Here is a 24,199-nt window from a genome sequence, read left to right on the forward strand (position 1 = left end):
AGGCGGGGAAAAGGTGCAAAGCCTTATTTCACAACCTCGGGATTGACACAATTCTTCTCGATTTTGCCGGTCAATGCCGCGATCAGGTTATCGACAGCATCGCTCATCATGCCGTAGCGGGTTTCATGAGTGGCGGAACCGATATGGGGTAATGTCACCACATTGGGCAGCTTCAGCAGCGCGGAATCGGCAGGCACCGGCTCCTGCTCAAACACATCCAGACCGGCGGCGTGGATGGTGCCGTCTTGCAACGCGCTAATCAACGCCTGCTCGTCCACCACCGGGCCACGGCCAACGTTGATCAAAATGGCGCTCGGCTTCATCAGTTTTAACTGTGCCGCGCCGATCATATGGTGCGTCTGTTCGGTCATCGGCAGGATAACGCAGACAAAATCACTCTCTTTCAGCAAAGTCTCTAAATCACAGGCGCGTGCGCCGAAACGCGTTTCGGCTTCGCTATGCTGGCGGCGGGCGTTATAGAGGATGTTCATGCCAAAGCCGAAATGCGCGCGTTGCGCCGCAGCCATGCCGATACGTCCCATGCCCAGAATACCGAGGGTTTTATGATGGACATCCACGCCGTAATGTTGCGGACCGATGCTGGCCTGCCACTGTCCGGCCTTCACCCAGGCATCCAGCTCGGTGACGCGGCGCGCGCTGCTCAGCACCAGCGCCATCAGGGTATCGGCTACGGTTTCAGTCAGCACCGTTGGCGTATGCATCAGCACCACGCCGCGCTGGCTGAGTGCCGCGACATCGAAATTATCATAACCAACCGAGACGGTAGAGCAGGCACGCAGCGCCGGCATCTGTGCCAGCAAATCGCCATTCACTTTACCGCCGGAACCCAGCAGGCCCTGCGCCTGTTGAAACTGCGCCGCGTGCTGTTTGACGCTTTCTGGCGAAATATCGCTGACTTCGGTCACGGTGAAATGCGCGTCCAGTTTGGCACGCAGGTCATCCGGCAGGCTCTTGTAAAGAATCACAGCAGGTTTCATCTTTTGCTCCCTGTAGAACGAGTGACGGGCGACAACGTCGCCCGGAAAAGTCATTTTCGCTTACGCTTTCAGGCGTGTTTTGCCCCGTGCAGCGGCGGCGCTTTGTTTTCGGCGGGTTTGACTATCAACGTCAGCCACACCGATGCCAGCAACGCTGCGCCCATAAAAATGTAAGAAGCCGACGGGCTGCCGGTTGCGCCATTAAGATAGCCTACTATCCATGATCCGACGAAGGATCCGAGTGCGCCCATGCTATTAATCAGCGCCATCGCGCCACCGGCCACATTACGCGGCAGCATTTCCGGGATGATAGCGAAGAACGGGCCGTATGGGGCATACATCGCACCACCGGCAATCACCAGCAGCGCATAGGACAGCCAGAAATTGCTGGAACCGACCAGATAAGAACCGAGGAACGCCAGCGCACCAATCAGCAGCAGCGGCCAGACAAACAGTTTGCGATTCTGCATCTTATCCGATGCCCAGGAGACGATGATCATCGCAATGGTGGCGACCAGATAGGGCACCGCTGACAGCCAGCCTGCTTCCACCATCCCCATCTGCGTGCCGTTACGCAGGATCGAAGGCAGCCACAGCACGAAACCATACACGCCGATGCTCCAGGCAAAATATTGCAGGCACAGCAGAACAACGTTGCGGTTACGGAAGGCTTCCCCGTAGTTACGTACCGCTTTGATCCCTTGCTGCTCTTTCTGCAATTGCGCCTGCAACGCCGCTTTCTCCGCCTCGCTCATCCATTTCGCCTGCGACGGTTTATCCTGCACCAAAAACCACCAGGCAACGGCCCAAATCACCGCCGGAATCCCTTCGATGATAAACATTTCGCGCCAGCCAAAGGAATCGATCAGATAGCCGGATACCACTGACATCCACAGCACCGTCACCGGATTACCGAGGATCAGAAAGGTGTTGGCGCGTGAGCGTTCCGATTTGGTGAACCAGTTGCTGATGTAGATCAGCATTGCGGGCATCACCGCCGCTTCCACTACGCCGAGCACAAAACGGATGGCGGCCAGCATCGGGATGTTGCTGACCACCCCGGTCAGCGAAGCACACAGTCCCCACAGCACCAGGCAGCAAAAAATCAGCTTCTTCACGCTGCGGCGCTCGGCATACACCGCGCCGGGGATCTGAAAGAAGAAGTAGCCGAGGAAGAACAGCGCACCGAGCAGCGATGACATGCCTTTGGTGATACCCAGATCGTCGTTAATGCCTGCGGCGGAGGCGAAGCTAAAGTTCGCCCGGTCCAGATACGCCAGACTGTAGGTGATAAACACGATGGGCATGATAAACCACCAGCGTTTTGGTGCGATTGTCTGCGTTTTCATAGGATTATCCTCAAGTGTAGCGGCGCGATGTATCGCGTGGTCCTCTGCGGTTGATGACCCTCACCCCGACCCTCTCCCTTAAGGGAGAGGGAGGTTACCGCGACGGAATTAGTAATCGCCCAGCGTGGCGCGCGTTGGCAGTCCTTCGCTGTCGCCCGCCACCTGAATGGCCAGCGAACCAATTTTGTTGCCACGCAGCATTGCCTGCGGCAGCGTTTTTCCTTCCAGCAGGGCGCTGATCAGGCCGACGGCAAAACCGTCACCGGCACCCACGGTATCGACCACCTTGTCGACGCGAATCGGCGCCACCAGACCTTTGTCGCCTGCGGCGGTTTTGAACCAGGCACCATCGCTGCCGGTTTTGATCACCACCGCTCTGACCCCCTTATCGAGGTAGAAATCAGCGATGGCTTCCGGTTGACGGTAGCCGGTCAAAATCAGTCCCTCTTTCTCGCCCGGTAGCACCCAGTCGGCATATTCCGCCAACAGGTTCAGCTGCTTGCGCATCTCCTCTTCGCTGCGCCACAGCACCGGACGCAGGTTTGGATCGAACGAGATGGTTTTGCCGTGCGCGCGCATCTCTTTGGCGGCATGTTTGCAGAGCGCCAGCGAACTGTCGGAAATCGCGGCCGCAACGCCACTCAGATGCAGGTGGCGTGCGTTGCCGAAGTAATCGGCGTTGAAATCATCCGGTGACAGATGGCTGGCTGCGGAACCGCTGCGGAAATACTCCACTTCGGGATCGGAGCCATCTTCGACGCGCGATTTAAGCTGGAAACCGGTGCGGTAGCGGGCATCCGTGGTGACGCAGCGGTGATCCACGCCCTCTTTTTCCAGCTGTTGCCGGGTAAAACGGCCAAAGCTGTCATCACCGACGCGGCTGACCCAGCCGACCTGTAAGCCGAGGCGCGCCAGACCAATCGCCACGTTCAGCTCGGCACCGGCGATCCGTTTGATAAAGTGGTCAGCAGCGGCCAGATCGCCGGTCTGCTGCGCGATAAACATCGCCATCGCCTCGCCAATGGTCACGACATCAAGTTGGGTGGTCATCAGCAACTCCTTAACGGGCGCGCAGCAGGTCAACGTAATGGCGTGTTACCGCCAGCAGATCGGCGCCTTCCAGCGGGAATTCAATGCCGCGTGGCGCATCCGCAGGCAGAGCGTGCAGCAGGGCGCGCCAGTCTTCAGGGCTGTCATCCAGTGCGATAGCACGGAAGCTGTCGCGATGCGGTACCGCAGTTTTGACATGCACGTAGCCAACGTAATGGCTCAATTGCTGCGCGGCCAGACGTGCGTCTTCGCCGGTCCAGCGCCAGTTCGCCATATCAAACGTCATCTCCAGCGGCAGCGCCGCATCGCGCACCTGATGGAAAAAGCGCTGCATCGGAGCCAGTTTGCAGTCGGTCGTTTGGTCGTTCTCCACCACCAGTTTGACGGGAGAAGCGGTCAGCACGGCGGCTAAGGCGGTGGTATGGAGATCGATAAAGTGACCGAGCGACAGTTTCAGCTGCTGCGCGCCAATCTGTTGTGCTTCGGACAGGAACTGCGCCAGATGCGGGTTCAGCGCGCCATCGGCCAGATACAGCGTTTCCGGCACTGAATAACAGGCGCTTAATCCCTGGCGGGTAATGGCTTGACCCAGAGCGGGAAGCTGCGATAAATCCTCCGCGCTGAACAGCTCGCGGCGAATCTCCACGCCATCCGCTCCCGCTTGTTTAATCAACGGCAGCAGGGCCGACTGACCACCAAGTTCTGCCACTTTGCTGCTGCCGTAAGCAGCGGTCACAACAATGATTTCTGGTTTCATCTCATCTCTCCGGGCACCCACGGCCTCCCAAACGTTATAAAAACGTTAGATGGAACCGGTTCCAAAAGGAAGATGCAGACGTCGGAAGTATGATCCTGCTCACGAAGTGAGCCGTTAGTATGAGGAAGGCACGATTCGTAGCGGCGCGATTTATCGCGCGGGTTTTACCCGGGATGGCTCAAAATTGCGCGATAAATCGCGCAGCTTCGATCAACCCAGCCGCTGGCTGGAGCCACGCACGATCAGCTCGCCGGAAAACACTTGTTCTGTGACGGGATGGTCATCGCCTTCAATACGCGCAATGACTTTTTCCAGCGCAGCATAACCGATTTGCCAGGTGGGTTGTTTGAGGGTGGTGATGCCGACGCCTGCCAGCGCGGCCCACTCCAGTTCATCGAAACCGAGCAGACCGATGGACTCGCCCCAGCTCAGGTTCAGCCGTTGCAACGCGCGCGCTACTTGCAGCGTTAGTGCGCCGTTAGCCGCCATCACCGCACAGCGCTTTCCAGCATGGCGCTGGTGGAAATCGCGCAGGGTGGCATCCATCTGCTCAGGTTGGTGCAGCGCAACTTCGGCGTTTTCCGCCTGTACCGCAGGTTGGGTTGCCACGGTGCTGAAGAACGACGCCAGACGCTCACGGCGGGTATTGACGCTGCCAAGTGGTTCGCTGAGGAACAACAGCGCTTCGTAGCCATTAGCCAGCAGATGTTTTGTCGCCAGTTGTGCCGCTTCCGGGTTATTCAGGCCCACCACATCACAGGCGAAATCAGGGATTTTACGGTCAATCAGCACCATCGGCAGCATCGACTGTTGCAGGCGTTTGAGGATGTCTTCGTGCATACCGACGGCGTTTACCACAATGCCTTCCACCTGGTAGCTGCTGAGCAGTTGCAGATAATGCTGCTCAAGATCCACTTCATTGTTGGTGTTGCACATCAGCAAGGTAAAACCGTGGGCGCGGCAGGCGGCTTCGATGCCGCTCAGCACATCTACAGAATAGGGATTGGTGATGTCGGCAATGATCAGGCCAATCAGGCGGGTACGGCCACGCTTCAGCCCGCGTGCCATCTGGCTTGGGCGATAGTCGAGTTCGGCGATGGCGCGTTCGATACGCGCTTTGAGATCGGGCGACAGCAGATTTTGTTCGCCATTGAGGTAGCGTGAAATGCTGGTTTTACCGGTTTTTGCCGTGCGGGCAACATCGCTGATAGTCGCGCGGGGCGGCCTGGTCTTCATTGCATACACCTGGTTCAAAAGAAACAGGCGAAGACTACCACAGGAACGCCGCTCTGCAAGAATCGGCTAGTCAGAAGTGAGGTGCAGACGCGGTTGCCACAAGGTTTGTAGCTGATTGACCGGTGTCCCCTCCAGCAGTTGCAGCACCATCTCCGCCAGTTTTTCACCCACATGCTGTTGTGAGCATTGCAGGATGGCGTTGACCGGGTGGTCGATGATGGAATCATGCGGCAGCCCGTCGTAGACAAACAATCGGATCGCCTGTGGGCCGCTGAGCCGTCCGGCCTGTTGCAGCGCAATCGCGGCCCCTTCTCCCAGCGGGCTGCAATCGGTGATGATCGCCTGTGGCTGCTGTCCCTCAGCCAGCCAGGTCGCGGTTTGCTGATATCCGGCGCGGCGTGAGGGCGGTACGGTAGCCATCAACGGAACAGGCAGCGGTTGATGTTGAGTGACGGTATCAAGGAAACCCCGGCGGCGATCGCGCACAAAGCTGCTGGGTTCATTACCTCCCAGCCACGCCAGGCGGGTTAATCCCGCGGCCAGGCAGTGATCGGTTGCCAGCTTTACCCCGGCGTAATTATCGTAATCAAACCAGGCATAAGGTTGCGCCAGTTGGCTGCGACCGAGTGACAGAAAGCGAAACCCCTTTTGTTGTAGCCGTTGCAGGCGAATGTCCTGCGGCATGGCATGGGTGACGATCAACGCATCAATGGCACCACTGCGCAGCATACGCAAGGTGCGTTGCTGGTCCTGCGGTTTATCGGCCAGCATTAGCAGGTCGATTTCATCGCGGGCAAGGCGTTGGTCGAGTGTTTGCAGCAATTCAATAAAATGGCTGTCGCTCAGGGGCAGGGAGCTGTCGGGAAACACCAGTCCGACGGTGTTGGCGCGGCCGGTCTTCAGACGGCGGGCTGCGGCGTTGGGGCGATAGCCGCGGCGGCTGGCTTCTTCTTCGATACGTTTGCGTGTAACTTCTGCCACATCATCATAGCCATTCAGTGCACGACTCACGGTGGTAACGGAAAGTCCGAGAACGGAGGCGATGGCTTTCAGCGACATGATGGGCTTCCATTGATCAATTTTTGATCAAGCTAACATAAAGAAATCGGCGGCTCTATCGGTTGATAATATTTGACAGTAATGGGTAGCAGCAAGTGCCAAAAGTGGCGTAAAAAAAGACAAAATGGGCCTGTCAATGCAGGCCCATTTATTATTACCCCAGTGGGGTGAGGGTGATTTCAACGCGACGGTTTTGTGCTTTACCTGCCTCGGTGCTGTTGCTGGCAACCGGGTTATCCGGCCCCAGGCCCTGGGTGCGCAGACGACTGGCTTCGACGCCCTGCACAATCAGCGCGCTGGCCACGCTTTCAGCACGTTGTTGCGACAGACGCATATTCAGTGCGCGCGTGCCGGTGCTGTCGGTATATCCGGTCACGTTGACCGCCGTTTTTGGATACTCTTTCAGCACCATCGCCACGCCGGTCAGGGTGTTGGCACCCGCCGGTTTCAGGTTGCTGCTGCTGGAATCAAAGGTGACGTTATTCGGCATATTCAGCACGATGTTATCGCCCTGACGCGTCACGCTGACGCCGGTACCACGCATTTTGTCGCGCAGTTTCGCTTCCTGCACATCCATGTAATAACCGATACCGCCGCCTAATGCTGCGCCAGACGCCGCGCCGATCAGTGCGCCTTTACCGCGATCTTTTTTCGATGACGACATCATGCCGACACCCGCGCCCAGCACTGCGCCAAGACCAGCGCCAATGCCGGATTTACCCGCCTGCGATTCGCCGGTATAGGGGTTAGTCGTACAGCCGGACAGAGCCAGGCTGCCACTCAGTAACAAGGCAAGTGCAACAATGTTCTTATTCATTAAAAGTCCCTTAGATTTAAGTGGGGGAAAAACCCCCAAAACGGTGCTGATTATGCCGTCAAATCATGGGAAAAAACGTGAGAATAAGTCTTAAATTGTAAAGAAATGCCTTAACGGTTAGCGGGATGGCAAAAACAATCGGTTTGATGATCGTTAATCAAGCCACAAGCCTGCATATACGAGTGACAAATCGTGGGGCCGATGAATTTGAAACCACGCTTCTTCAGCGCTTTTGACAGTGCTATAGCAGGATCGGAGGTGGTGGGGGCCAGTTTGTAGTTGGCATAATTGTGTAAAATTGGCGTGTTATTGACAAATTCCCAGATAAAGCGGGAAAAGTCCTCTCCGTTGGCTTCCATCGCCAGATAAGCGCGGGCATTGGTAATGATCGCCGCCAGCTTGGCGCGTTGACGAATTAACCCGCTGTCCTGCATCAGGCGATCGAGATCTTGTTCATCCATTGACGCGATGGCCTGCGGATCAAACTGATGAAATGCTCGCTGATAGTTGGCGCGTTTTTTTAACACGGTAATCCATGACAACCCCGCCTGCTGCCCTTCAAGACATAACATTTCAAATAAGGCGCGCTTATCGGTTTGCGGTACACCCCACTCAGTATCGTGGTACGTCAGATAGAGCGGATCCTGTGTTACCCAGCCACATCGTTGCATTGCATCACTCCTTAAGCAGAGGAAAATACTTCGTTTCCCTTGACGTATTCAATAATCGGTTAATAGTTAATCAAAGGGCGCCGATAACTGTTATATCCAATACCTAAACGCCCGGTTCCTATCTGGCTCGTCAGGAGTCTTTCATGTTGCAGAAAAGTCAGCGGTCAGGCCAGCACAATCTTGCGCTGGTGATGGGGTGTGCATGGCTATTTGCCGTGTCCTGCCCGGTATTGGCCTGGGATGAGAACAGCCAGGATCAGCCGGTAGCTTCGCCGGATTACAACGCCATACTTGCCGAAAAAATTTCCCAAAATCACCTGATGTTGACAGAAAATAGCACCAATAATCTGATGGATGCCGCGCTGAATGCACCGGGTGAGGCCGTGGTCAGCGTCCATACCGAAGCGGCCAGCGTCGGTGCTAACCCTTTTACTCATCGCATGTCGGCAGGCTGGCAGTTACCTGTCAATGAGACGCTCACGACCGGGCCGGTGGCGCAATACGCTGTCGACTCGTCACCGCTGAGCTGCCCGCAGTGCGCATTCGTTGAACCTGATAAAGATGATCACATTGCATCATTGGGGTGGCGCGTTGATTCCAGCCTTGGCTGGATAGCCCCTTACGCACAGATTAGCTACAGCCACCAATTGGGGGAGATGAATTTCACCCCGCGCAGTGATGAAGGGATCGCACGGGAGAACAACTGGATGGATGTCAGCGTCGGCGCCAATATGCCGCTGGGGCAACATCTGTCGGCTTTTGCCTCATTCTCGCAAAACGGTGCCATGAGCAGCGGTGAGCAGTTCATTTATAGCCTCGGTGTCAGCGCCAGTTTTTAATCGGCATAAAATGAGAAGTAAATAAGGATGATAAAAATATAATAAGGATGCTAATCATTATCATTGGTAACAACATGCGCGACAATTTATTTATACTTGGCCGTGAATTATCGGCTTTTTTCATCAGTGGGCTGGTTTTAGTTTTTGCGATGGCGATGGTCTACATCGACGTCAACTGGATGAACGATGCGATGAAGGAGACTTCATTCACCGAAGTGACGCAAGAAATCATGCTGGCAATTAACGCCGGACTGTTTTTTATCGCCTCACGTCAACGACCCGCTTTGATTCTGGTGGGTGGATTCTTTACCTGCATGCTGATCCGCGAGCTGGATTTTCTGTTCGACATCATCAAGCATGGCTGCTGGGTATGGTTTGCTCTGGCAGTCACCGCAGCCTCACTGGCAATGGCCTTGCGTCAGCCTAAACAGATTTTACCGGGCCTGGTCGAACTGGTTCAGCACCGGAGTTGGCAAATGATGGCGAGTGGCTTGCTGGCTGTGCTGGTGTTCTCTCGCCTGTTTGGTATGCACCAGCTATGGGAGCATCTGATGTTGGATGGCTACAACCGCGTGGTGAAAAATATGGCTGAGGAAGGCAGTGAGCTGCTGGGTTACAGTCTTTGCCTCATCGCCTCGGTGCGTTATTTGTGGCAAACCCGTCCACAGCTCGCTAACGCCCCGGCTGCTGCCAAAGCGAGTTCCAATATGAATCACGCCCAGCCTCAGATCGCTACCCGCTAACCTTTTTTGGCGATCCTGCGCGCTAAAACAGGTACACTGCAACCATAGCGTCGGACGAGGAAATTCGTTCGACGCACTGGGTTTGTCAACGTCAGGTTTCTTCATGTCAGTCAAAATCTTAACTTCTACGTTGGTCGGGTTAGATGGCTTTTGCCATGACCCGATCGCGGTGCTGCAACAGGCAGAAAACGGCACGCTGGCGGTGTTGCAGCATAACGCGCCGGCGTTTTATGCGCTGACGCCACAACGGCTGGCGCAATTGCTGGCGCTGGAAGCCGCCGCGCAGCAACCCAACGATGTCACCCTGGATGACAGCTTGTTTGACACTCCGCTTGCCCCGATAGCGACGCCGGTCGGTAAATTTGCCATGTATGCGGGCTGGCAGCCCGATGCCGATTTTCAACGTCAGGCGGCAATCTGGGGTGTGGCGCTGAGTGAACCGGTGACGGCGGCTGAGCTGGCGACCTTTGTGGCTTACTGGCAGGCTGAAGGTCGTCTGTTTCATCATGTGCAGTGGCAACAGAAACTGGCGCGCAGCGTGCAGATGAACCGGGCCGCCAATGGCGGTCAGCCGAAGCGCGATATCACGCAGATCAGCAATACTGATTATGATATTCCCGATGGTTTTCGAGGTGAATGATGAAAACGCCGAACGATCTATTCAACCGCCTGAAAAAACTGATGCCGACAGAGGTAAAGCCAAAATTCACCAGTGGCGAGGAGCTGCTGGCCTGGAATCAGGAGCAGGGTCGTCTGCGTTCTGAGGCGATTGTGCGTGAAAACCGCGCAATGAAAATGCAGCGCATCATGGGCCGTTCCGGTATCCGTGAGTTGCATATGAATTGCTCGTTCGACAACTATCGGGTGGAAAACGAAGGGCAGCGCAAAGCGTTGAGTCTGGCGAGGGAATACGCTGCGGGTTTTGATAACAGTATCTCCAGCTTTGTGTTTTCCGGCCGCCCTGGCACCGGTAAAAACCATCTGGCGGCGGCTATCGGCAATGATCTGATTATTCGCGGTAAAAGCGTGCTGATTGTCACCGTGGCAGATTTGATGTCGAGCATGAAAGGCACCTTCAGCGGTGGCAGCGATATCACCGAAGAACGCCTGTTGCAGGATCTCAGCACCGTCGATCTGCTGGTGATCGATGAGATCGGTATGCAGAGCGAATCACGCTATGAAAAAGTGATCATCAACCAGATTGTTGATCGCCGCTCCTCGTCGAAACGCCCGACGGGCATGTTGTCAAACCTCGACCCTGCCGGTATGAACGCGCTATTGGGCGAGCGCGTAATGGACCGTATGCGCCTGGGCAACAGCTTGTGGGTACGCTTCGATTGGGAAAGTTACCGCAGCCGCGTGCGCGGCGATGAGTATTAATTATCCAACCTCATTTTATCTGGTGCGCTACGTCAAAAATGACAACAAAGTCTGAGATAAAGCGCACCCGTACACTGCTACACTGAACCTCTACCATTCTGCCGGTTGAGGTTGTCATGAAAACGATGGGCAAAGGGCCAGCGTTACTAAGACTGAATAACCTGAAGCGGGTGATGACGCAGCTGCGGCAAACCCGAGTGACCTCCCGCCAGGATTTAGCCCAGGCATTAACCCTCAGCAAAAATACCGTTTCGCTGATTGTGGATGATCTGCTGGCGCAGGGGTTAATCAACGAACTGGGGCCGGTGAGTGTCGCGGCTGCCGGGCGACCGAAAATCGAGATATCGCTCCGCCCGGAGAAACTCAAAAGTGCGGGCATTATGGTCGAACGGCAGGCGATACACTGGCGAGTTTGCGACTATTTCTCGCAGGTGATTGCCGAGCAAACCTGGCGTTCGGAAACCAGCGACCCGGCGTTACTGCTCCAGGAGCTGGTGGAGTGCTGCCAGGCCCTGCGTGCAGCGCACCCGGAACTGATTGGCATCGCGATCGGTTTTCCTGGCATCGTCGATCCGCAACGCGGTTGGATGCATTTTTCTTCCCATCTTGGCTGGCAGGATGTTGATCTGCTGACGCCGCTACGGCGCGGGATTGACCTGCCACTGCGCATCATGAATAACGTCAAGGCAGCGGCTTTGCTGTCGGTGCAGCAACTGGCGCTGGACAAAAGCCAAAGCCATTTCTATCTCCGTATTGCCGAAGGGATTGGCGGGGCGTTGGTGCAGCACGGCGAAGTGTTTACCGGCAGCAGCTGGACCGCGGGTGAAGTTGGGCATCTCACCGTACAGCCTGACGGTCCACGCTGTAGCTGTGGCCGCCTGGGTTGCCTGGAAGCGCTGGTCAGTCAGCCAGCCATTCAACAGCAACTGTTGCGCCGCAAGCCGGGTTTGCGCTGGCAAAATCGTGACAGTGAACCGGCGATTGTGGATGCGGTATTGAGTGAGGCAGGGGCGCAGCTCGGCAGTGCGTTGAGCCAGGTGATGCTACTGCTTAATCCGGCCAGCATAATGATTGATGCCGCGTGGAATGCCTGCCCGGCCTTTACCAGAGCCGTACAGCAGGCGGCGGAGGTGAGTACGTTGGCGTTTACCTTCACCCATACCGCGCTGCATTTTCTGCCGCAGCGTATTGATCCTGCCAACGGTTTGGCGCTGGCAGTGATTGAACAGTATGAGCAGCGGATGGATTAACCTCCCTTCCGATGCGTAGCGGCGCGATTTATCGCGCGCCGCTATATGTGTTAATGACGCGGAATATTCAGCGATTCACTGGTTTTCGTGCTGCCGGTACTGGCCGGCACTTCGGCCTCAACATTAAACTTCTCCAGCACCAGACCGTGAATTTTCTCCAGCGATACCCCAGCGGTTTCCGGTAAATAACGGAAAGTGAAGAAGTACATACCGAGTGAGAAGATTGCGAACAGCAGCAGCGGGAAACCACCGTGGAACATGTCGATCAGCAGCGGATTGCTGTTCATGATCGGGAAGGTGGTGCTGATGACAAAGTTTGCCATCGACATCGCACAAATCGAGATCCCGACGCAGATGGAGCGAATTTCCGTCGGGAAGATTTCACCCAGCACCGTCCAGACAATCTGTCCCCAGGTCATGCCGAAGAAAATCATATACGCGAACAGGCCGATCACCGGCAGCAGGCCAGGCAGATGATAGTAGAAGGCAATAAACGAGTAAGCGAGGAAGATGCAGGAGGTGATTGCGCCAAGCAGCAGCAGCTTGCGACGTCCGACTTTATCAATCAGCGTCATCCCGGCCAGCACGCCGATGAACTGACAGACCGACAGCCAGAAGGTTTGTAACAACGCCGAATCGACACTCCCCGAGACATTCTTCAGCAGCGTCGGACCGAAATACTGAATCACGTTAATGCCACTGATTTGGTTGCCTACCGCCAGACCGATGCCGATCACCAGCAAAGGCACGGTGGTTTTATCCAGACGGAAGCGCGCTTTATGCTGGCTTGCCGTCTCAGCGGAGAACGAGTGTTTGATCTCGCTAAAGACGCTCTCCGCATGTTCGCGATTGGAGATTTTGGTCAGCGTATCCAGCGCGGCATCGTACTTGCCTTTCAGCACGTTCCAGCGTGGTGATTCCGGGATAAAGGCGATAAAGAAGATAAACAGCGCGCACGGCACCAGCGCCGTCGCCAGAATGTAGCGCCAGCCCAGGGCGATCATCGCGTCAGGCAGCATCGATTTGGTGATGAAGTAGTTGGTCAGCAGCACCACCGATTGTCCACCGACACAACACACCGCATAAAGCGCCGTGGTGCGGCCACGAAATTTGGAGGGTGACAGCTCGGCCAGATATATGGGAGAGATCACCGAAGCGAGGCCGATTGCCAGGCCACCAATCATGCGGAAAATGACGAACACCGTGAAATTATGCGCAATGGCGGTGCCAATGACCGAAACGGTAAACAGTAACGCGGTGATGGCGAGAGACTTTTTACGTCCCAGCACATCGCTCAAACGTGGCGCGATAAAGCAGCCGACCAGACTGCCAAGCAGGATGTTAGACACTGCCCAGCCGGTTTCTGCTGGCGTCAGTTGGAAGTATTCACTTAATGGTTCGATGGCACCGGAGATGATGGAAGAGTCATACCCCATCAGCAGTCCGCCAAATGCGGCGACGGTACAGCAGAGGATGACATACTTCATGTTGTAGCGTTTTTGCCTGGTATTCATTGTTATAGCCCCTTGTCTCTACGGCCTGAACGTTGCTTGTCCAGAAAGAGGAATGTTGTAGGTTGTCGATGTTCCGTTTCTTCACGCAGGGTACTCAATATTGAAATATATTTTCTAAATGGATATTTTTGGATCATTTTTTCCGAAATGTGTGAGGCGTGTTGCGAAAATTATGGTTTGAGTTAAATCGACTAATGTTTATCCAGATGAAATGATAGGTTTTTTGTCATTTTTGCCGAAGGGGGAGGTTGCACGGCTTGCTTTTTACTGGAATTTTCATTCTGAAAAGACGCGTTGAAAAGGGGCTGTAGCAGCGGCACTCCGTGGTTTCATTTTTTTCCGGGCAGCAGGCATAATACATTGATTGAAAGGCCGTCTTTGCGGATATCGCGATGAAAACGCAGCGCATCACTCTGGATGATATTGCCACCCTGGCGGGGGTCACCAAGATGACGGTGAGCCGATATTTACGTACGCCGGAAAAAGTTAAAACGGAAACGGCCGACAAAATTGCCAGCGTGATTGCCGAGATTGGTTATACGCCCGATCCTGACAACCTTGCTCAGACCAGTTCCAGCCCGCCGCGCATTGGTGTGCTTATTCCTTCCTTTAATAATCAAATCTTTGCCGACCTGCTGGCGGGTATCGAATCGGTGACCAGCGCTCAGGGGTATCAAACGTTGGTGGTCAATTACGACTACAACCCGCAACGGGAAGAGGAACAAATCGCCACGGTACTGGCGTTGAATATTAAAGGGCTGATCCTCACAGAATCGGTGCACACCGTACGCGCAGAAAAATACCTCAAAGCGGCCAGTATCCCGGTGGCGGAGGTGATGGGGCTGACCGAGGCGCGCGATCGTATCAATGTGGGTTTTGACAACTATCGTGCTGGTTACGACATGACGGCAATGCTGCTGGCAAGCGGCAAAAAACGCGTAATCTACTTTGGCTCTATGTCGGACCGTCGTGATGAACAACGCTACGCCGGTTATTGTGATGCGGTGTCAGCGGCGGGGTTGCCGGAAGGGCGCATTGTGCCGAACAAAGTCTCCTCAGTGTCGATTGGTACCGGCATGATGACGCTGGCGCGCCAGCTCTACCCGGATATGGACGCGATTCTGTGTACCAATGATGATCTGGCGGTGGGGGTGTTGCAGGAGTGCCATGCCGCTGGCATTGCGGTGCCTCAATCGATGGCAATCGCCGGTTTCCACGGGCTGGAAATTGGTCAGGTCACCACGCCCCGCCTGGCGAGTGTCATCACGCCACGTTTTGAAATGGGTAAAGTGGCGACAGAGATTGTCATCAAAAAGATTAACCATCTGCCGACCATCGAACAGGTCAACCTGCACTATCGTTTATCGATGGGTGCCACCATCTGAATCACAATACCCACACTCCGTAACAGCGCGATTTATCGCGCTGTTTTCATTTGCGCGATAAATCGCTTTAATCGCGTGCGGTGCTGCCGGCGATGGAGGGTGGCGTGTGGTGCGCGCGTTTCAGGAAGCGGCTTTCCAGCAAATTCCATGAGGTGTAGGCCAGCGCCAGGGTGATAACTATCGTCATCAGCAAGCCCAGGTAAGCGTTGGCGGTGAAAACCCCAAAGTGTTGCAACACCTGAATGATCGGCCAGTGGTAGAGGTACATGCCGTAAGACAGGTCGCCATACTGGCTGATTTTAATCTCGCTACACAGGTTGGTGCAGAACAGAATCACCACGGAAGAGAACGCGATGGGTTCAATAAGGAAGGAGTAGTCGGTGTTTTTGAACAACAAAAACAGCACCAGCGAAACAATGGTGATCTCTTTCAGGCGGTCAAAAGTGGGTTGATGCGTTGCCAGCAGACTGCCAAAGAAGAAGAAAGAGGCGAGCGAAATAAACTGTTTCGCCAGGGTATCGGCTTTCGGACCGGTATACACCATCGAGAAAAAGAAGAACCACAGGCTGGAGATGATGAAAATCGCCGTCCAGACTTTCAACGGGCTCTTCTTCATCAGCGGCAGCACAAAGGGCAGCAGTACGTAAAGCGTCAGCTCGGCCTTAATCGTCCACAGCGATCCATCCATCGGCTGGTTGGGGTTATTGGTAAACACTCCGGGCAGCGAAGGCTGGATGAAGTTGAGGAACGAAAAGTTCGCAATGAGATACTTAATCGATTCTTTGTTCTTCAGAAAATCGACCAGAGGCAGCGTGGTGACGCACATCCCAATCACGAAACACATAATCACCACGAATATATAGGCGGGGAGAATGCGTTGTGCACGTTTAATAAAATAGGAGGTCAGCGATTTACTTCTCAAGTAACTTTTTGCAATAAGAAAACCACTTATTGCGAAAAATCCTCTTACGGCAAAATCACTATTCAGGAAGTGCGAGAGGAAACGAATGTCAGCATTTCTCGTCACTTCTGCCGAATGCACCAGTAACACGATAAAGGCGAGCGATAGTCGGACGATGTCGAAGTTATTTTTTTCGTTCATATCTGCATTCTTTCATTGAGTGACGTTGCGCCAGTAAAATCGTTATTAGATTTTACATGAGTTGTTAGGAATATTCCGATCACTGCTGACGCAGATGTACTACTATTAGAGTTTTAAAAGGTTCAAAAATCAAGTGAAGCCCTGATGAGGGAAGATATTCGGATTTTCCTTATGTGTCCATCGGGGTATTCTTAAATAGAGGAAGATGCGCTGGCATTGGATGCCAGCGCATTAGAAATTAGCGGAATAACTGGAAGGTACGTGAAACTTCGTAGCCAGTAATCGACTGCTTACTTGAAATGGTATTGTAATATAGATAGTAAAGAACCATGAGTACCGTAATACCCACGGCCAGAACCTTCATTGCTTTCCTGGTTTCCCAGATACACAGAGAAATAAGTACCGGCTCAACCTGCAACAGATAGTTTGCCAAACGGCCACCAGAGGCATAATCCTGCAATGCCATCCTTAAACCACTACCAATGGCAAACGTAATGACCAGAATGTAGTAGAGGCGAAACTTTTCTTCGTCGAAATTCTTTATTTTGTCACTTAGCAGCAGAAAGCTAAAAATGAAGACGAAGCCAATATTTTTCAGGTTAGAAAGCGTAATGATGCCTTGTTCCTGCGCAGAATCCTGGTTGGCATAGCCCATTGCCCTGTCGCCCAGAGAACCGATATGGCTGGAAATAAGAGAAATTAACGCCGAACTTCCCATAAAGGCCAGCGGTAGACTGGCGACGACGATAAGTATCGGAATATATTTGTTTTTTCTGACAATTAATGCCATTGGGATCAGCAGTGCCACAATACCCGTAGCATGGCTGATAAACGACAGAATGAAGGTGGTGATCATCCCTGGTCTACTTCTGCGCGCGAAATGATAGACAAAGCCCATCAGAAACGCGGAACACAAACCAAAGCGGATCTGGTTCATGTCTTTATTGATAAACAGGTGCGCAGAATAAACAGCCAGGGCAACTAACGGTAATGGTGTCAGCTTACGGAAATAATGTGCGTTGACGCAAACCGCTATCATGGTAAAGACATAGATAAAAATATCCGGGTTAGCGGTAAATATTCTGGTGAAGCCTGCAATGGCATAAATGGCCGGTTCATAGCGGAAATTGACAACGGCATTCCAGAACCCTTCGATAATAATCTGATCGATGAACTGAGAAAAGAACTGGCGATACTGAAAATCATCCAGGCCCGTGCCCAGACCACGAATCCCGCCAAAGGTAAAAAGCACGACCACGGCAACAAAATAAATATATGATCGGATTCGCGCTGTGTTTTCATCTTTACTCAGCATGACTTCAACGATTGCAATAAAAGTCAAACTCAGGCTTATGATCCAGTAAATTCCCATGGTCACAGATTCTTATAGTTTAAAATTTACTTATAACATAGGGTGTTGTTAACGTAAACATGAGAAAAGTCTAATTTTTTCTGGTCCGGTATTATATTGAGTGAAAAAGGCGGTCATTATTTGCTATCTTTCCCTACAGATTCAATTGGACTTATTATAATGTTAGTTTTTTCTTCTGGGACAGGATTCTGATTCAGAATGTTGTGTCGTCATGGCACTCAGAATGAATGTTTATCATTGTTTTTATTCAGGATTTGGAGCCAGAGAGATGAAGTCACCTTTTTTATCTGCATTGATTTTCCTGTTTTATCTTCCCTGCGCTTTTGCCAATAAGGAAATTCCGATCTGGCCAAATGAAGTGTCAGGAAATAATACATTTATTAATTTTAGTAAAAACCCGGCAGATAATAATCGTGCTGTCACAAAAGTCGATTCTCCAGAAATAATTTATGTTCCTCCTGCCGGTAAAAATAATCATTCGGCTGTGCTAATCATTCCGGGTGGGGGATTTTCGTATATTATGCAAGATCTTGAAGGGTTAGATGTCGCGAAGGTTCTGAGTAAAAAAGGCTATTCTTCTTTTGTGCTGCTTTACCGTATGCCGCGTGGCGGATCTGACGTTAATCGAAATAATGCTTTTGCTGATGTTCAGCGTGCTATGCGCCTGATTCGCGCCGGTGCTGCTCAATATCGTATTGCGCCAGACCAAATTGGAGTGATGGGTTTTTCCGCTGGCGCATACCTGGCGGCGAACGTCAGCAATGATCCTGATGCCACCAATTACCCACCACGGGATGATGTCGATCAGGTTTCCGCCCGCCCCGATTTTGCGGCGTTGATCTACCCGGTGCTGTCACTACAGGATGGTGTGACTCATAACGGTACGCGTGCGGCGATGTTTGGCAAAGACATCAGCAACGACATCAAACAGCGCTTCTCGCAGGAGGACCGCGTGACTGCCCATACGCCACCCACTTTTCTTGTTCAGGCGCTGAATGACGGCACGGCCTCGCCGCAAAACGCACTGCGTATGTTTGAGGCATTGCGTAAAAATAAGGTGGCAGTTGAACTGCATCTTTTCCAGCAGGGCGGGCATGGTTTCGGCATCGTGAAAAAACAGAATATCCCGGCAAAAAACTGGCCGACGCTGTTTAGTGACTGGCAGGCGAGTCTGGTGAAGCAACCCTGAGCTGGCACTCGTGTGCACAATTTGGCGAGTTATCGATATTGATTGGCCTTAAGCATCAACATAGCCAGTTGCCGACTTTTTATAATCCTCCTGACTGACCGCATCAGGAGGAATGATGGATATTAACGTGGCCTTCATACATCAGTTGCTGCTGTGGATTGAGGCTAATATCGAACAAAAACTGATTCTGGAAACCGTTGCACAACGGGCGGGTTATTCGCAGTGGCATCTGCAACGCTTGTTCCGCAGTTATACCGGTATTGCACTGGGAACCTACATTCGCGAGAGGAAGCTCACGGCGTCGGTGATTGCGTTGTTAACCGACAATACCCCTCTGATGCATATTGCGTTGCAGTTTGGCTTTGACTCACAGCAGACTTACTGCCGCACCTTTCGCCGTATGTTCAACCTACCGCCAGGGGCATTTCGTCGCAAATATCAGCACAGCCTGCCGCATATTGATGGCCCGGCTAGCCTGCTGATGTTGCGTTCGCATGGTCATCCGGCGCGGTAAAATATTTGCCCGGTGTCGAGCCGAAGGCATGACGAAACGCACTGATGTAGCTGCTGACATTCTCGAATCCAACCTGCCAGGCAACTTGCTGCACGCTGTTGCCCGCGGCGAGTCCCTCCAGCGATTTCAACAGGCGTGAGGTCTGGCGATATTTTGCCAGGCTCATGCCAGTGGCACTGGCCCAGTGGCGGCTCAGACTTCTGGGGCTAAGCCCGGCCCAGCGTGCCAACTCCGGTCCGGTACGTATGTCAGATGGGTTGTCGATTAGCAAACGCGCTATCTGGAGCAGACGCGGATCTTCAGGTAAAGGCAGAGTGAGAGGCTGGACGGTGGCTTCATAGAGTTCATCGAGGAAAACTTCCCCCAACCGGTTGTAGCGTTCACTGCCCCAAAATTCTGGCGTTAAGGTCGCCAGCCGTTCGGCGAGAGGTTCCAGCACTGCCGGGCAGGATAACAATACCGGATGATCAGGCAATGGCGCGGCGAGATCTTCGTCAATCAATACGGTCCACCCCAACACCTGCCCAGGTCCAACGATCGCGTGTTCGAAGTGCGGTGGGATCCAACCGACTAAACGTGGTGGATTGGCAAAGATACCGGATGGCGTGTTAACCGTCATCAACCCCTGTTTCAGGCAATAAAGTTGTCCGGCAGCATGACGATGTGTGTGGCTCTCCCGATCCAACTCTTTGGACAACGATACGGCAATCACCTTCGGCGCATTCGGTTCCAGTAGCCGTTGACGCAACTCGTCTCTGCGTGGGTCACCCGCAAAAGGGATGTTATCGGATGGGTGGATTAACATGGGTTTTCCTGAAGGTCAGGCGTGAACAAGGTGGCGGAAGATCACAGGAGTCGAACCTGCCCGGGACCGCTGGCGGCCCCAATCGGATTTGAAATCCGACCGCCTCACCGGAGACGACGATCTTCCTTTACCGCAGCCGCAGAATTATAGCGGCAAACGGTGTGAAGTTGTTGATCTCACTCGTGCGTCACAGCACGTTTTCGCCGTAATGTTGCCGATACTCCTTCGGGGTGGTGGCGTAACTCTTCTTAAAGACCGAATAGAAATATTGCAATGAAGGGTAGCCGCACATCTGAGAGATCTCATTGATACTTAACGAAGAACTGGCCAGCAATTCACGCGCTTTCTCCAGTTTTTCGCGATGGATCATCGCATGAATGGTATCGCCGGTTTCATCGCGGAAGCGTTTTTCCAGATTGGAACGGGAGATGCCGATGGCGTCCAGTACCTGTTCGACCTTGATGCCTTTGCAGGCGTTAAAGCGGATGTAATGCATCGCCTGAATCACCGCCGGGTCACGCAGTGAGCGGAAATCTGTGGAGCGGCGGGCGATCACTTTTACCGGGGGTACCAGAATACGTTGCAGCGGCAGGGACTGTTTATCCAGTAACCGATGCAGCAGCTTGGCAGCCTGATATCCCATCTGACGCGTCCCCTGGGCCACTGACGAGAGCGCCACGCGAGACAGATAACGCGTCAATTCTTCGTTGTCGATGCCAATAACGGTGAGTTTTTCCGGCACCGGGATTTTCAAATACTCGCAAGCCTGCAACAGATGGCGAGCGCGGGCATCGGTGACGGCAATGATGCCGGTTTGCTGCGGCAGCGTTTGCAGCCAGTCAGCCAGACGGTTTTGCGCGTGCTGCCAGTTTTCCGGCGCGGTTTCCATGCCCTGATAAACCACCCCCTGATAGCGCTCGCGTGCCACCAACTGGCGGAAGGCATGCTCCCGCTCCTGCGCCCAGCGTTTGCCGCTGGAAGCCGGCAGGCCATAGAAGGCGAAGCGGTTTATCCCTTTCTCTTTCAGATGTAAAAAGGCGCTCTCAACCAGCGCGGCGTTATCGGTGGCGATGTAATGCACCGGCGGGTAGTCCTGTTGTTGGTGGTAGGAACCGCCCACCCCAACAATGGGTACCGGCACATTCGCCAGTAATTTTTCGATTGAACTGTCGTCGTAATCGGCGATCACGCCATCACCCAGCCATTCGCGAATATTGTCGATACGACAACGGAAATCCTCCTCGATGAAGATATCCCAGTCAGTTTGCGACGCCTGTAAATATTCGCCAACGCCTTCGACCACCTGGCGGTCATACACCTTATTGGCGTTGAAAAGTAACGTAATGCGAAATCGTTTCTCATGCATAGTGGCGCGCTCCCTTAAACCCCCAGCGCATTGCATAGCACGGCTGGCTGAGGAGCAGAAAGAATTTGCGCCACATTGTGATCGCCCACGCGATTACACCCGACGCCGGGTGGCGGTATCCATCCACACCGCCAGCAGCAGAATCGCCCCTTTGACGATGTACTGCCAGAAGGTGGGAACATCCATCATGCTCATGCCGTTATCCAGCGAAGCCATAATAAACGCGCCCATCACCGCGCCAGCGACAGAACCGACACCGCCTGCCAGGCTGGTGCCGCCGATAACGCAAGCGGCAATGGCATCCAGTTCAGCAATGTTACCCGCCGAAGGTGAACCCGCACCCAATCGTGAGCTGAGGATTAAACCCGCAATCGCCACCATCACACCATTGATGGCAAACACCGCCAGCTTGGTGCGTGCGACGTTGATGCCGGAGAGCCGTGCTGCATCCAGGTTGCCGCCAATCGCGTAGATACGGCGACCAAAGGCGGTACGCGTTGCCATAAACATCCCGCCCAACAACAGCAGCGCCAGCAGCAGTACCGGCGTTGGCACGCCACGATAGTCGTTCAACAGCCAGATGGCACCCAACACCAGAATGGCGGTGATGGCCTGACGCGCGACCGCACCACCCGCTGCGGGTTGCGATAAACCAAGCAGCTGACGACGCAGGCGTAAGCGCCATTGCCAGACAATAAACAGCGCCAGACCGGCAAAACCGAAACCAAACCCGACCCCGCCAGGCAGATAGCTTTGGCCAATCTGCGACATCGCCGGGGTGGTTGGTGCGACGGTGGTGCCATCGGTGATACCGACCAGAATGCCGCGAAAGGCCAGCATGCCCGCCAGCGTGACGATAAACGAGGGCACTTTGCGGTAGGCTACCCACCACCCATTCCAGGTGCCGAGCAGCAATCCCATTACCAGCGTGACCACAATGGTTAAGGGCAGCGGCCAGCCGAGCCAGACGTCGAAAATCGCCGCCGCACCACCGAGCAGGCCCATCATGGAGCCGACGGAGAGATCGATCTCTGCCGAAATAATGACAAACACCATGCCAACCGCGAGGATGCCGGTGATGGCGGTCTGGCGCAGCAGGTTGGAAACGTTACGCGGGCTAAGCCAGGCCCCGTCGGTGGTCCAGGTGAAGAACAGGGCAATCAACACAATTGCCCCGAGCATCACCAATACCTGCAAATTGGGGAGCGGAAATTTACCCGCGCCCGCTTTACCCGGCGTCGTCAGGCCGCGTTGTGTACTTTCGGTCTTAAGCATAGTGTTCACTCCGCAGGGCGGCTTCCATCACCTGCTCCTGAGTCAGGTTATCGTTAATCAGATCGGCTTTGATTTGCCCTTCATGCATCACCAAAACCCGATCGCTCAGGCCCAGTACTTCGGGCAGCTCGGACGAAATGACAATCACCGCAATCCCTTGCTGTACCAGCGCATTGATCAGCAGATAGATCTCCTGACGCGCGCCGACATCGATGCCGCGCGTTGGCTCATCGAGAATTAAAATTTGTGGGTTAAGCAGCAGGCATTTGGCGAGGATCGCCTTCTGCTGATTGCCACCGCTCAGGCGACCAATAGGGAGTTCTGACGAGGACGTTTTGACCCGCAACCGGGCAATGGCGTCGTTAATCGCATGCTGTTCTCGTGCCTCATCCAGCGTGGAGAGGCGCTGACTGAACTGATCCAGCGCCGCCAGGGTGATGTTTTTGCCCACCCCCATCAGCGGCACGATGCCATCTTTTTTGCGATCTTCCGGCACCATTGCAATGCCATGCCCAATGGCGTCGCGGCAGTCGTGAATCTGCACCTTACTGCCGTTGATCGTAATGTCGCCCTGCCAGCGCCCCGGCCAGACACCAAACAGGCATTGCACCGTTTCGGTTCGGCCAGCACCCACCAGACCTGCGATGCCAAGAATCTCGCCGCGTTTCAGGCTGAAGGAAACATTGTTGACGCGGCGGATATGGCGGTTAACGGGATGCCAGGCGGTGAGGTTATCGACTTGCAATATCGTCTCGCCGATTTCATGTGGCGTATGTGGATAGAGCGCGGTGAGCTCGCGGCCCACCATCATGGTGATGATGTCATCCTCGCTCAGCCCGGCAGCATCGCGCGTGGCGATGTGCTGGCCGTCGCGGATCACGCAGATGGTGTCGGAAATCGCTTTCACCTCGTTGAGTTTGTGCGAGATGTAGATGCAGGCGATGCCGTGTTCGCGCAGGTTTTTGATAATGCTGAGTAGCACCTCGGTTTCCTGCTCGGTCAGCGACGAAGTGGGTTCATCCAGAATCAGCAGACGTACCTGTTTATTCAATGCGCGCGCGATTTCTACCAGTTGCTGCTGACCGAGGCCGAGATCGCCCACTCGCGTGTCTGGCGACACATTGAGTTTGACCCGTTCCAGTAATTGTTGGCAACGTAGCGTCATGGTTTCGTCATCCACCATGCCGTAGCGCCCCAGTTCGGCACCGAGGAAAATGTTCTCCATCACCGTCAGTTGCCGTACCAGCGCCAGCTCCTGATGGATAATCACAATCCCTTTGCGCTCGGTATCGCGGATGGTCTGCGCCTGAATTTCGTCACCGGCAAAATGGATACTGCCGTCGAAGTCACCGTGCGGGTATAACCCGCACAGGATCTTCATCAGTGTCGATTTTCCCGAACCGTTTTCGCCGCACAGCGACATGACTTCGCCTGCATCCAGCCGCAGGCTGACGTCATCCACCGCTTTCACCGCGCCGAAGCGCTTAGTGATATGGTTCATTTCCAGCAACATCGACATCTCTCCTTC

23 protein-coding genes and 1 tRNA gene are annotated in these 24,199 nt (G+C 54.1%); 8 read left to right on the forward strand and 16 right to left on the reverse strand.

Annotated features, from left to right (window positions below; genetic code table 11):
- Positions 1-23: 23 nt before the first annotated feature.
- The 8 genes from ghrB to L579_RS07635 all read right to left on the reverse strand — a co-directional run bounded on the left by ghrB (position 24) and on the right by L579_RS07635 (position 7,937).
- The gene (gene ghrB, locus L579_RS07600; RefSeq protein WP_021183671.1) at positions 24-998 is read right to left on the reverse strand and encodes a glyoxylate/hydroxypyruvate reductase GhrB; all 975 of its coding nucleotides are present in this window, start codon (positions 996-998) and stop codon (positions 24-26) included.
- Between the two features lie 68 nt (positions 999-1,066).
- Positions 1,067-2,347, reverse strand: a complete 1,281-nt coding sequence (locus L579_RS07605; RefSeq protein ID WP_021183672.1) for an MFS transporter — start codon at positions 2,345-2,347, stop codon at positions 1,067-1,069.
- Positions 2,348-2,455: 108 nt separating this feature from the next.
- Positions 2,456-3,397, reverse strand: coding sequence for a sugar kinase (locus L579_RS07610; RefSeq protein WP_021183673.1), 942 nt, complete (start codon positions 3,395-3,397; stop codon positions 2,456-2,458).
- 10 nt (positions 3,398-3,407) lie between these two features.
- Entirely contained in the window at positions 3,408-4,154 is a 747-nt protein-coding gene (locus tag L579_RS07615) for a sugar phosphate isomerase/epimerase family protein (protein ID WP_021183674.1), read from the reverse strand.
- Between the two features lie 210 nt (positions 4,155-4,364).
- Complete coding sequence (locus tag L579_RS07620) at positions 4,365-5,390, reverse strand: LacI family DNA-binding transcriptional regulator (RefSeq protein ID WP_021183675.1); 1,026 nt, start codon at positions 5,388-5,390, stop codon at positions 4,365-4,367.
- A gap of 66 nt (positions 5,391-5,456) precedes the next feature.
- Positions 5,457-6,449: a LacI family DNA-binding transcriptional regulator gene (locus L579_RS07625; protein ID WP_021183676.1), complete on the reverse strand. Its 993-nt coding sequence runs from the start codon at positions 6,447-6,449 to the stop codon at positions 5,457-5,459.
- Positions 6,450-6,603: 154 nt separating this feature from the next.
- Positions 6,604-7,266, reverse strand: coding sequence for an OmpA family lipoprotein (locus tag L579_RS07630; RefSeq protein ID WP_021183677.1), 663 nt, complete (start codon positions 7,264-7,266; stop codon positions 6,604-6,606).
- Positions 7,267-7,376: 110 nt separating this feature from the next.
- On the reverse strand, positions 7,377-7,937 hold the full coding sequence (locus L579_RS07635; protein WP_021183678.1) for a DNA-3-methyladenine glycosylase I: 561 nt from the start codon (positions 7,935-7,937) through the stop codon (positions 7,377-7,379).
- A 143-nt stretch (positions 7,938-8,080) separates the two neighbouring features.
- Between L579_RS07635 and L579_RS07640 the strand changes: the two genes are divergently transcribed.
- The 5 genes from L579_RS07640 to L579_RS07660 all read left to right on the forward strand — a co-directional run bounded on the left by L579_RS07640 (position 8,081) and on the right by L579_RS07660 (position 12,149).
- Complete coding sequence (locus L579_RS07640; protein WP_021183679.1) at positions 8,081-8,776, forward strand: outer membrane autotransporter barrel domain protein; 696 nt, start codon at positions 8,081-8,083, stop codon at positions 8,774-8,776.
- Positions 8,777-8,850: 74 nt separating this feature from the next.
- On the forward strand, positions 8,851-9,519 hold the full coding sequence (locus L579_RS07645) for a hypothetical protein (RefSeq protein WP_036625895.1): 669 nt from the start codon (positions 8,851-8,853) through the stop codon (positions 9,517-9,519).
- A gap of 103 nt (positions 9,520-9,622) precedes the next feature.
- Entirely contained in the window at positions 9,623-10,159 is a 537-nt protein-coding gene (dnaT, locus tag L579_RS07650; RefSeq protein WP_021183681.1) for a primosomal protein DnaT, read from the forward strand.
- Positions 10,159-10,899: a DNA replication protein DnaC gene (gene dnaC / locus L579_RS07655; protein ID WP_021183682.1), complete on the forward strand. Its 741-nt coding sequence runs from the start codon at positions 10,159-10,161 to the stop codon at positions 10,897-10,899. Before dnaT ends, dnaC begins: the two co-directional genes overlap by 1 nt.
- A gap of 116 nt (positions 10,900-11,015) precedes the next feature.
- Positions 11,016-12,149: an ROK family protein gene (locus tag L579_RS07660; RefSeq protein WP_036625756.1), complete on the forward strand. Its 1,134-nt coding sequence runs from the start codon at positions 11,016-11,018 to the stop codon at positions 12,147-12,149.
- 50 nt (positions 12,150-12,199) lie between these two features.
- Here the strand turns inward: L579_RS07660 and L579_RS07665 are convergent, their stop codons facing one another.
- Positions 12,200-13,663, reverse strand: a complete 1,464-nt coding sequence (locus L579_RS07665; protein ID WP_021183684.1) for a sugar porter family MFS transporter — start codon at positions 13,661-13,663, stop codon at positions 12,200-12,202.
- Between the two features lie 392 nt (positions 13,664-14,055).
- Between L579_RS07665 and L579_RS07670 the strand changes: the two genes are divergently transcribed.
- Entirely contained in the window at positions 14,056-15,048 is a 993-nt protein-coding gene (locus tag L579_RS07670; RefSeq protein ID WP_013507234.1) for a LacI family DNA-binding transcriptional regulator, read from the forward strand.
- Positions 15,049-15,115: 67 nt separating this feature from the next.
- Here the strand turns inward: L579_RS07670 and L579_RS07675 are convergent, their stop codons facing one another.
- Both L579_RS07675 and L579_RS07680 read right to left on the reverse strand, forming a co-directional pair.
- Complete coding sequence (locus L579_RS07675) at positions 15,116-16,150, reverse strand: acyltransferase family protein (protein WP_036625758.1); 1,035 nt, start codon at positions 16,148-16,150, stop codon at positions 15,116-15,118.
- Positions 16,151-16,388: 238 nt separating this feature from the next.
- Positions 16,389-17,522 (reverse strand): EpsG family protein, encoded by a 1,134-nt coding sequence (locus L579_RS07680; RefSeq protein ID WP_021183687.1) that lies wholly within the window; start codon positions 17,520-17,522, stop codon positions 16,389-16,391.
- A gap of 223 nt (positions 17,523-17,745) precedes the next feature.
- Between L579_RS07680 and L579_RS07685 the strand changes: the two genes are divergently transcribed.
- Both L579_RS07685 and L579_RS07690 read left to right on the forward strand, forming a co-directional pair.
- Complete coding sequence (locus L579_RS07685) at positions 17,746-18,711, forward strand: alpha/beta hydrolase (RefSeq protein WP_235056573.1); 966 nt, start codon at positions 17,746-17,748, stop codon at positions 18,709-18,711.
- Positions 18,712-18,826: 115 nt separating this feature from the next.
- Positions 18,827-19,225 carry a helix-turn-helix domain-containing protein gene (locus tag L579_RS07690; RefSeq protein WP_021183689.1) on the forward strand — a complete coding sequence of 133 codons (399 nt, stop codon included), beginning with the start codon at positions 18,827-18,829 and terminating at the stop codon, positions 19,223-19,225.
- Here L579_RS07690 and L579_RS07695 read toward each other — a convergent pair.
- The 5 genes from L579_RS07695 to L579_RS07715 all read right to left on the reverse strand — a co-directional run bounded on the left by L579_RS07695 (position 19,182) and on the right by L579_RS07715 (position 24,190).
- Positions 19,182-20,030 (reverse strand): helix-turn-helix domain-containing protein, encoded by an 849-nt coding sequence (locus L579_RS07695; RefSeq protein WP_021183690.1) that lies wholly within the window; start codon positions 20,028-20,030, stop codon positions 19,182-19,184. The two genes, L579_RS07690 and L579_RS07695, sit on opposite strands and share 44 nt — an antisense overlap.
- 31 nt (positions 20,031-20,061) lie before the next feature.
- Positions 20,062-20,156 (reverse strand) — tRNA-Sec (locus tag L579_RS07700).
- Between the two features lie 61 nt (positions 20,157-20,217).
- On the reverse strand, positions 20,218-21,396 hold the full coding sequence (gene xylR, locus L579_RS07705; protein WP_021183691.1) for a D-xylose utilization transcriptional activator XylR: 1,179 nt from the start codon (positions 21,394-21,396) through the stop codon (positions 20,218-20,220).
- A gap of 93 nt (positions 21,397-21,489) precedes the next feature.
- The gene (xylH, locus tag L579_RS07710; protein WP_021183692.1) at positions 21,490-22,671 is read right to left on the reverse strand and encodes a xylose ABC transporter permease XylH; all 1,182 of its coding nucleotides are present in this window, start codon (positions 22,669-22,671) and stop codon (positions 21,490-21,492) included.
- Complete coding sequence (locus L579_RS07715) at positions 22,664-24,190, reverse strand: xylose ABC transporter ATP-binding protein (protein ID WP_036625761.1); 1,527 nt, start codon at positions 24,188-24,190, stop codon at positions 22,664-22,666. Before L579_RS07715 ends, xylH begins: the two co-directional genes overlap by 8 nt.
- Positions 24,191-24,199 lie beyond the last annotated feature (9 nt).

Source organism: Pantoea sp. AS-PWVM4 (assembly GCF_000468095.1).
Lineage (GTDB): Bacteria > Pseudomonadota > Gammaproteobacteria > Enterobacterales > Enterobacteriaceae > Pantoea > Pantoea phytobeneficialis.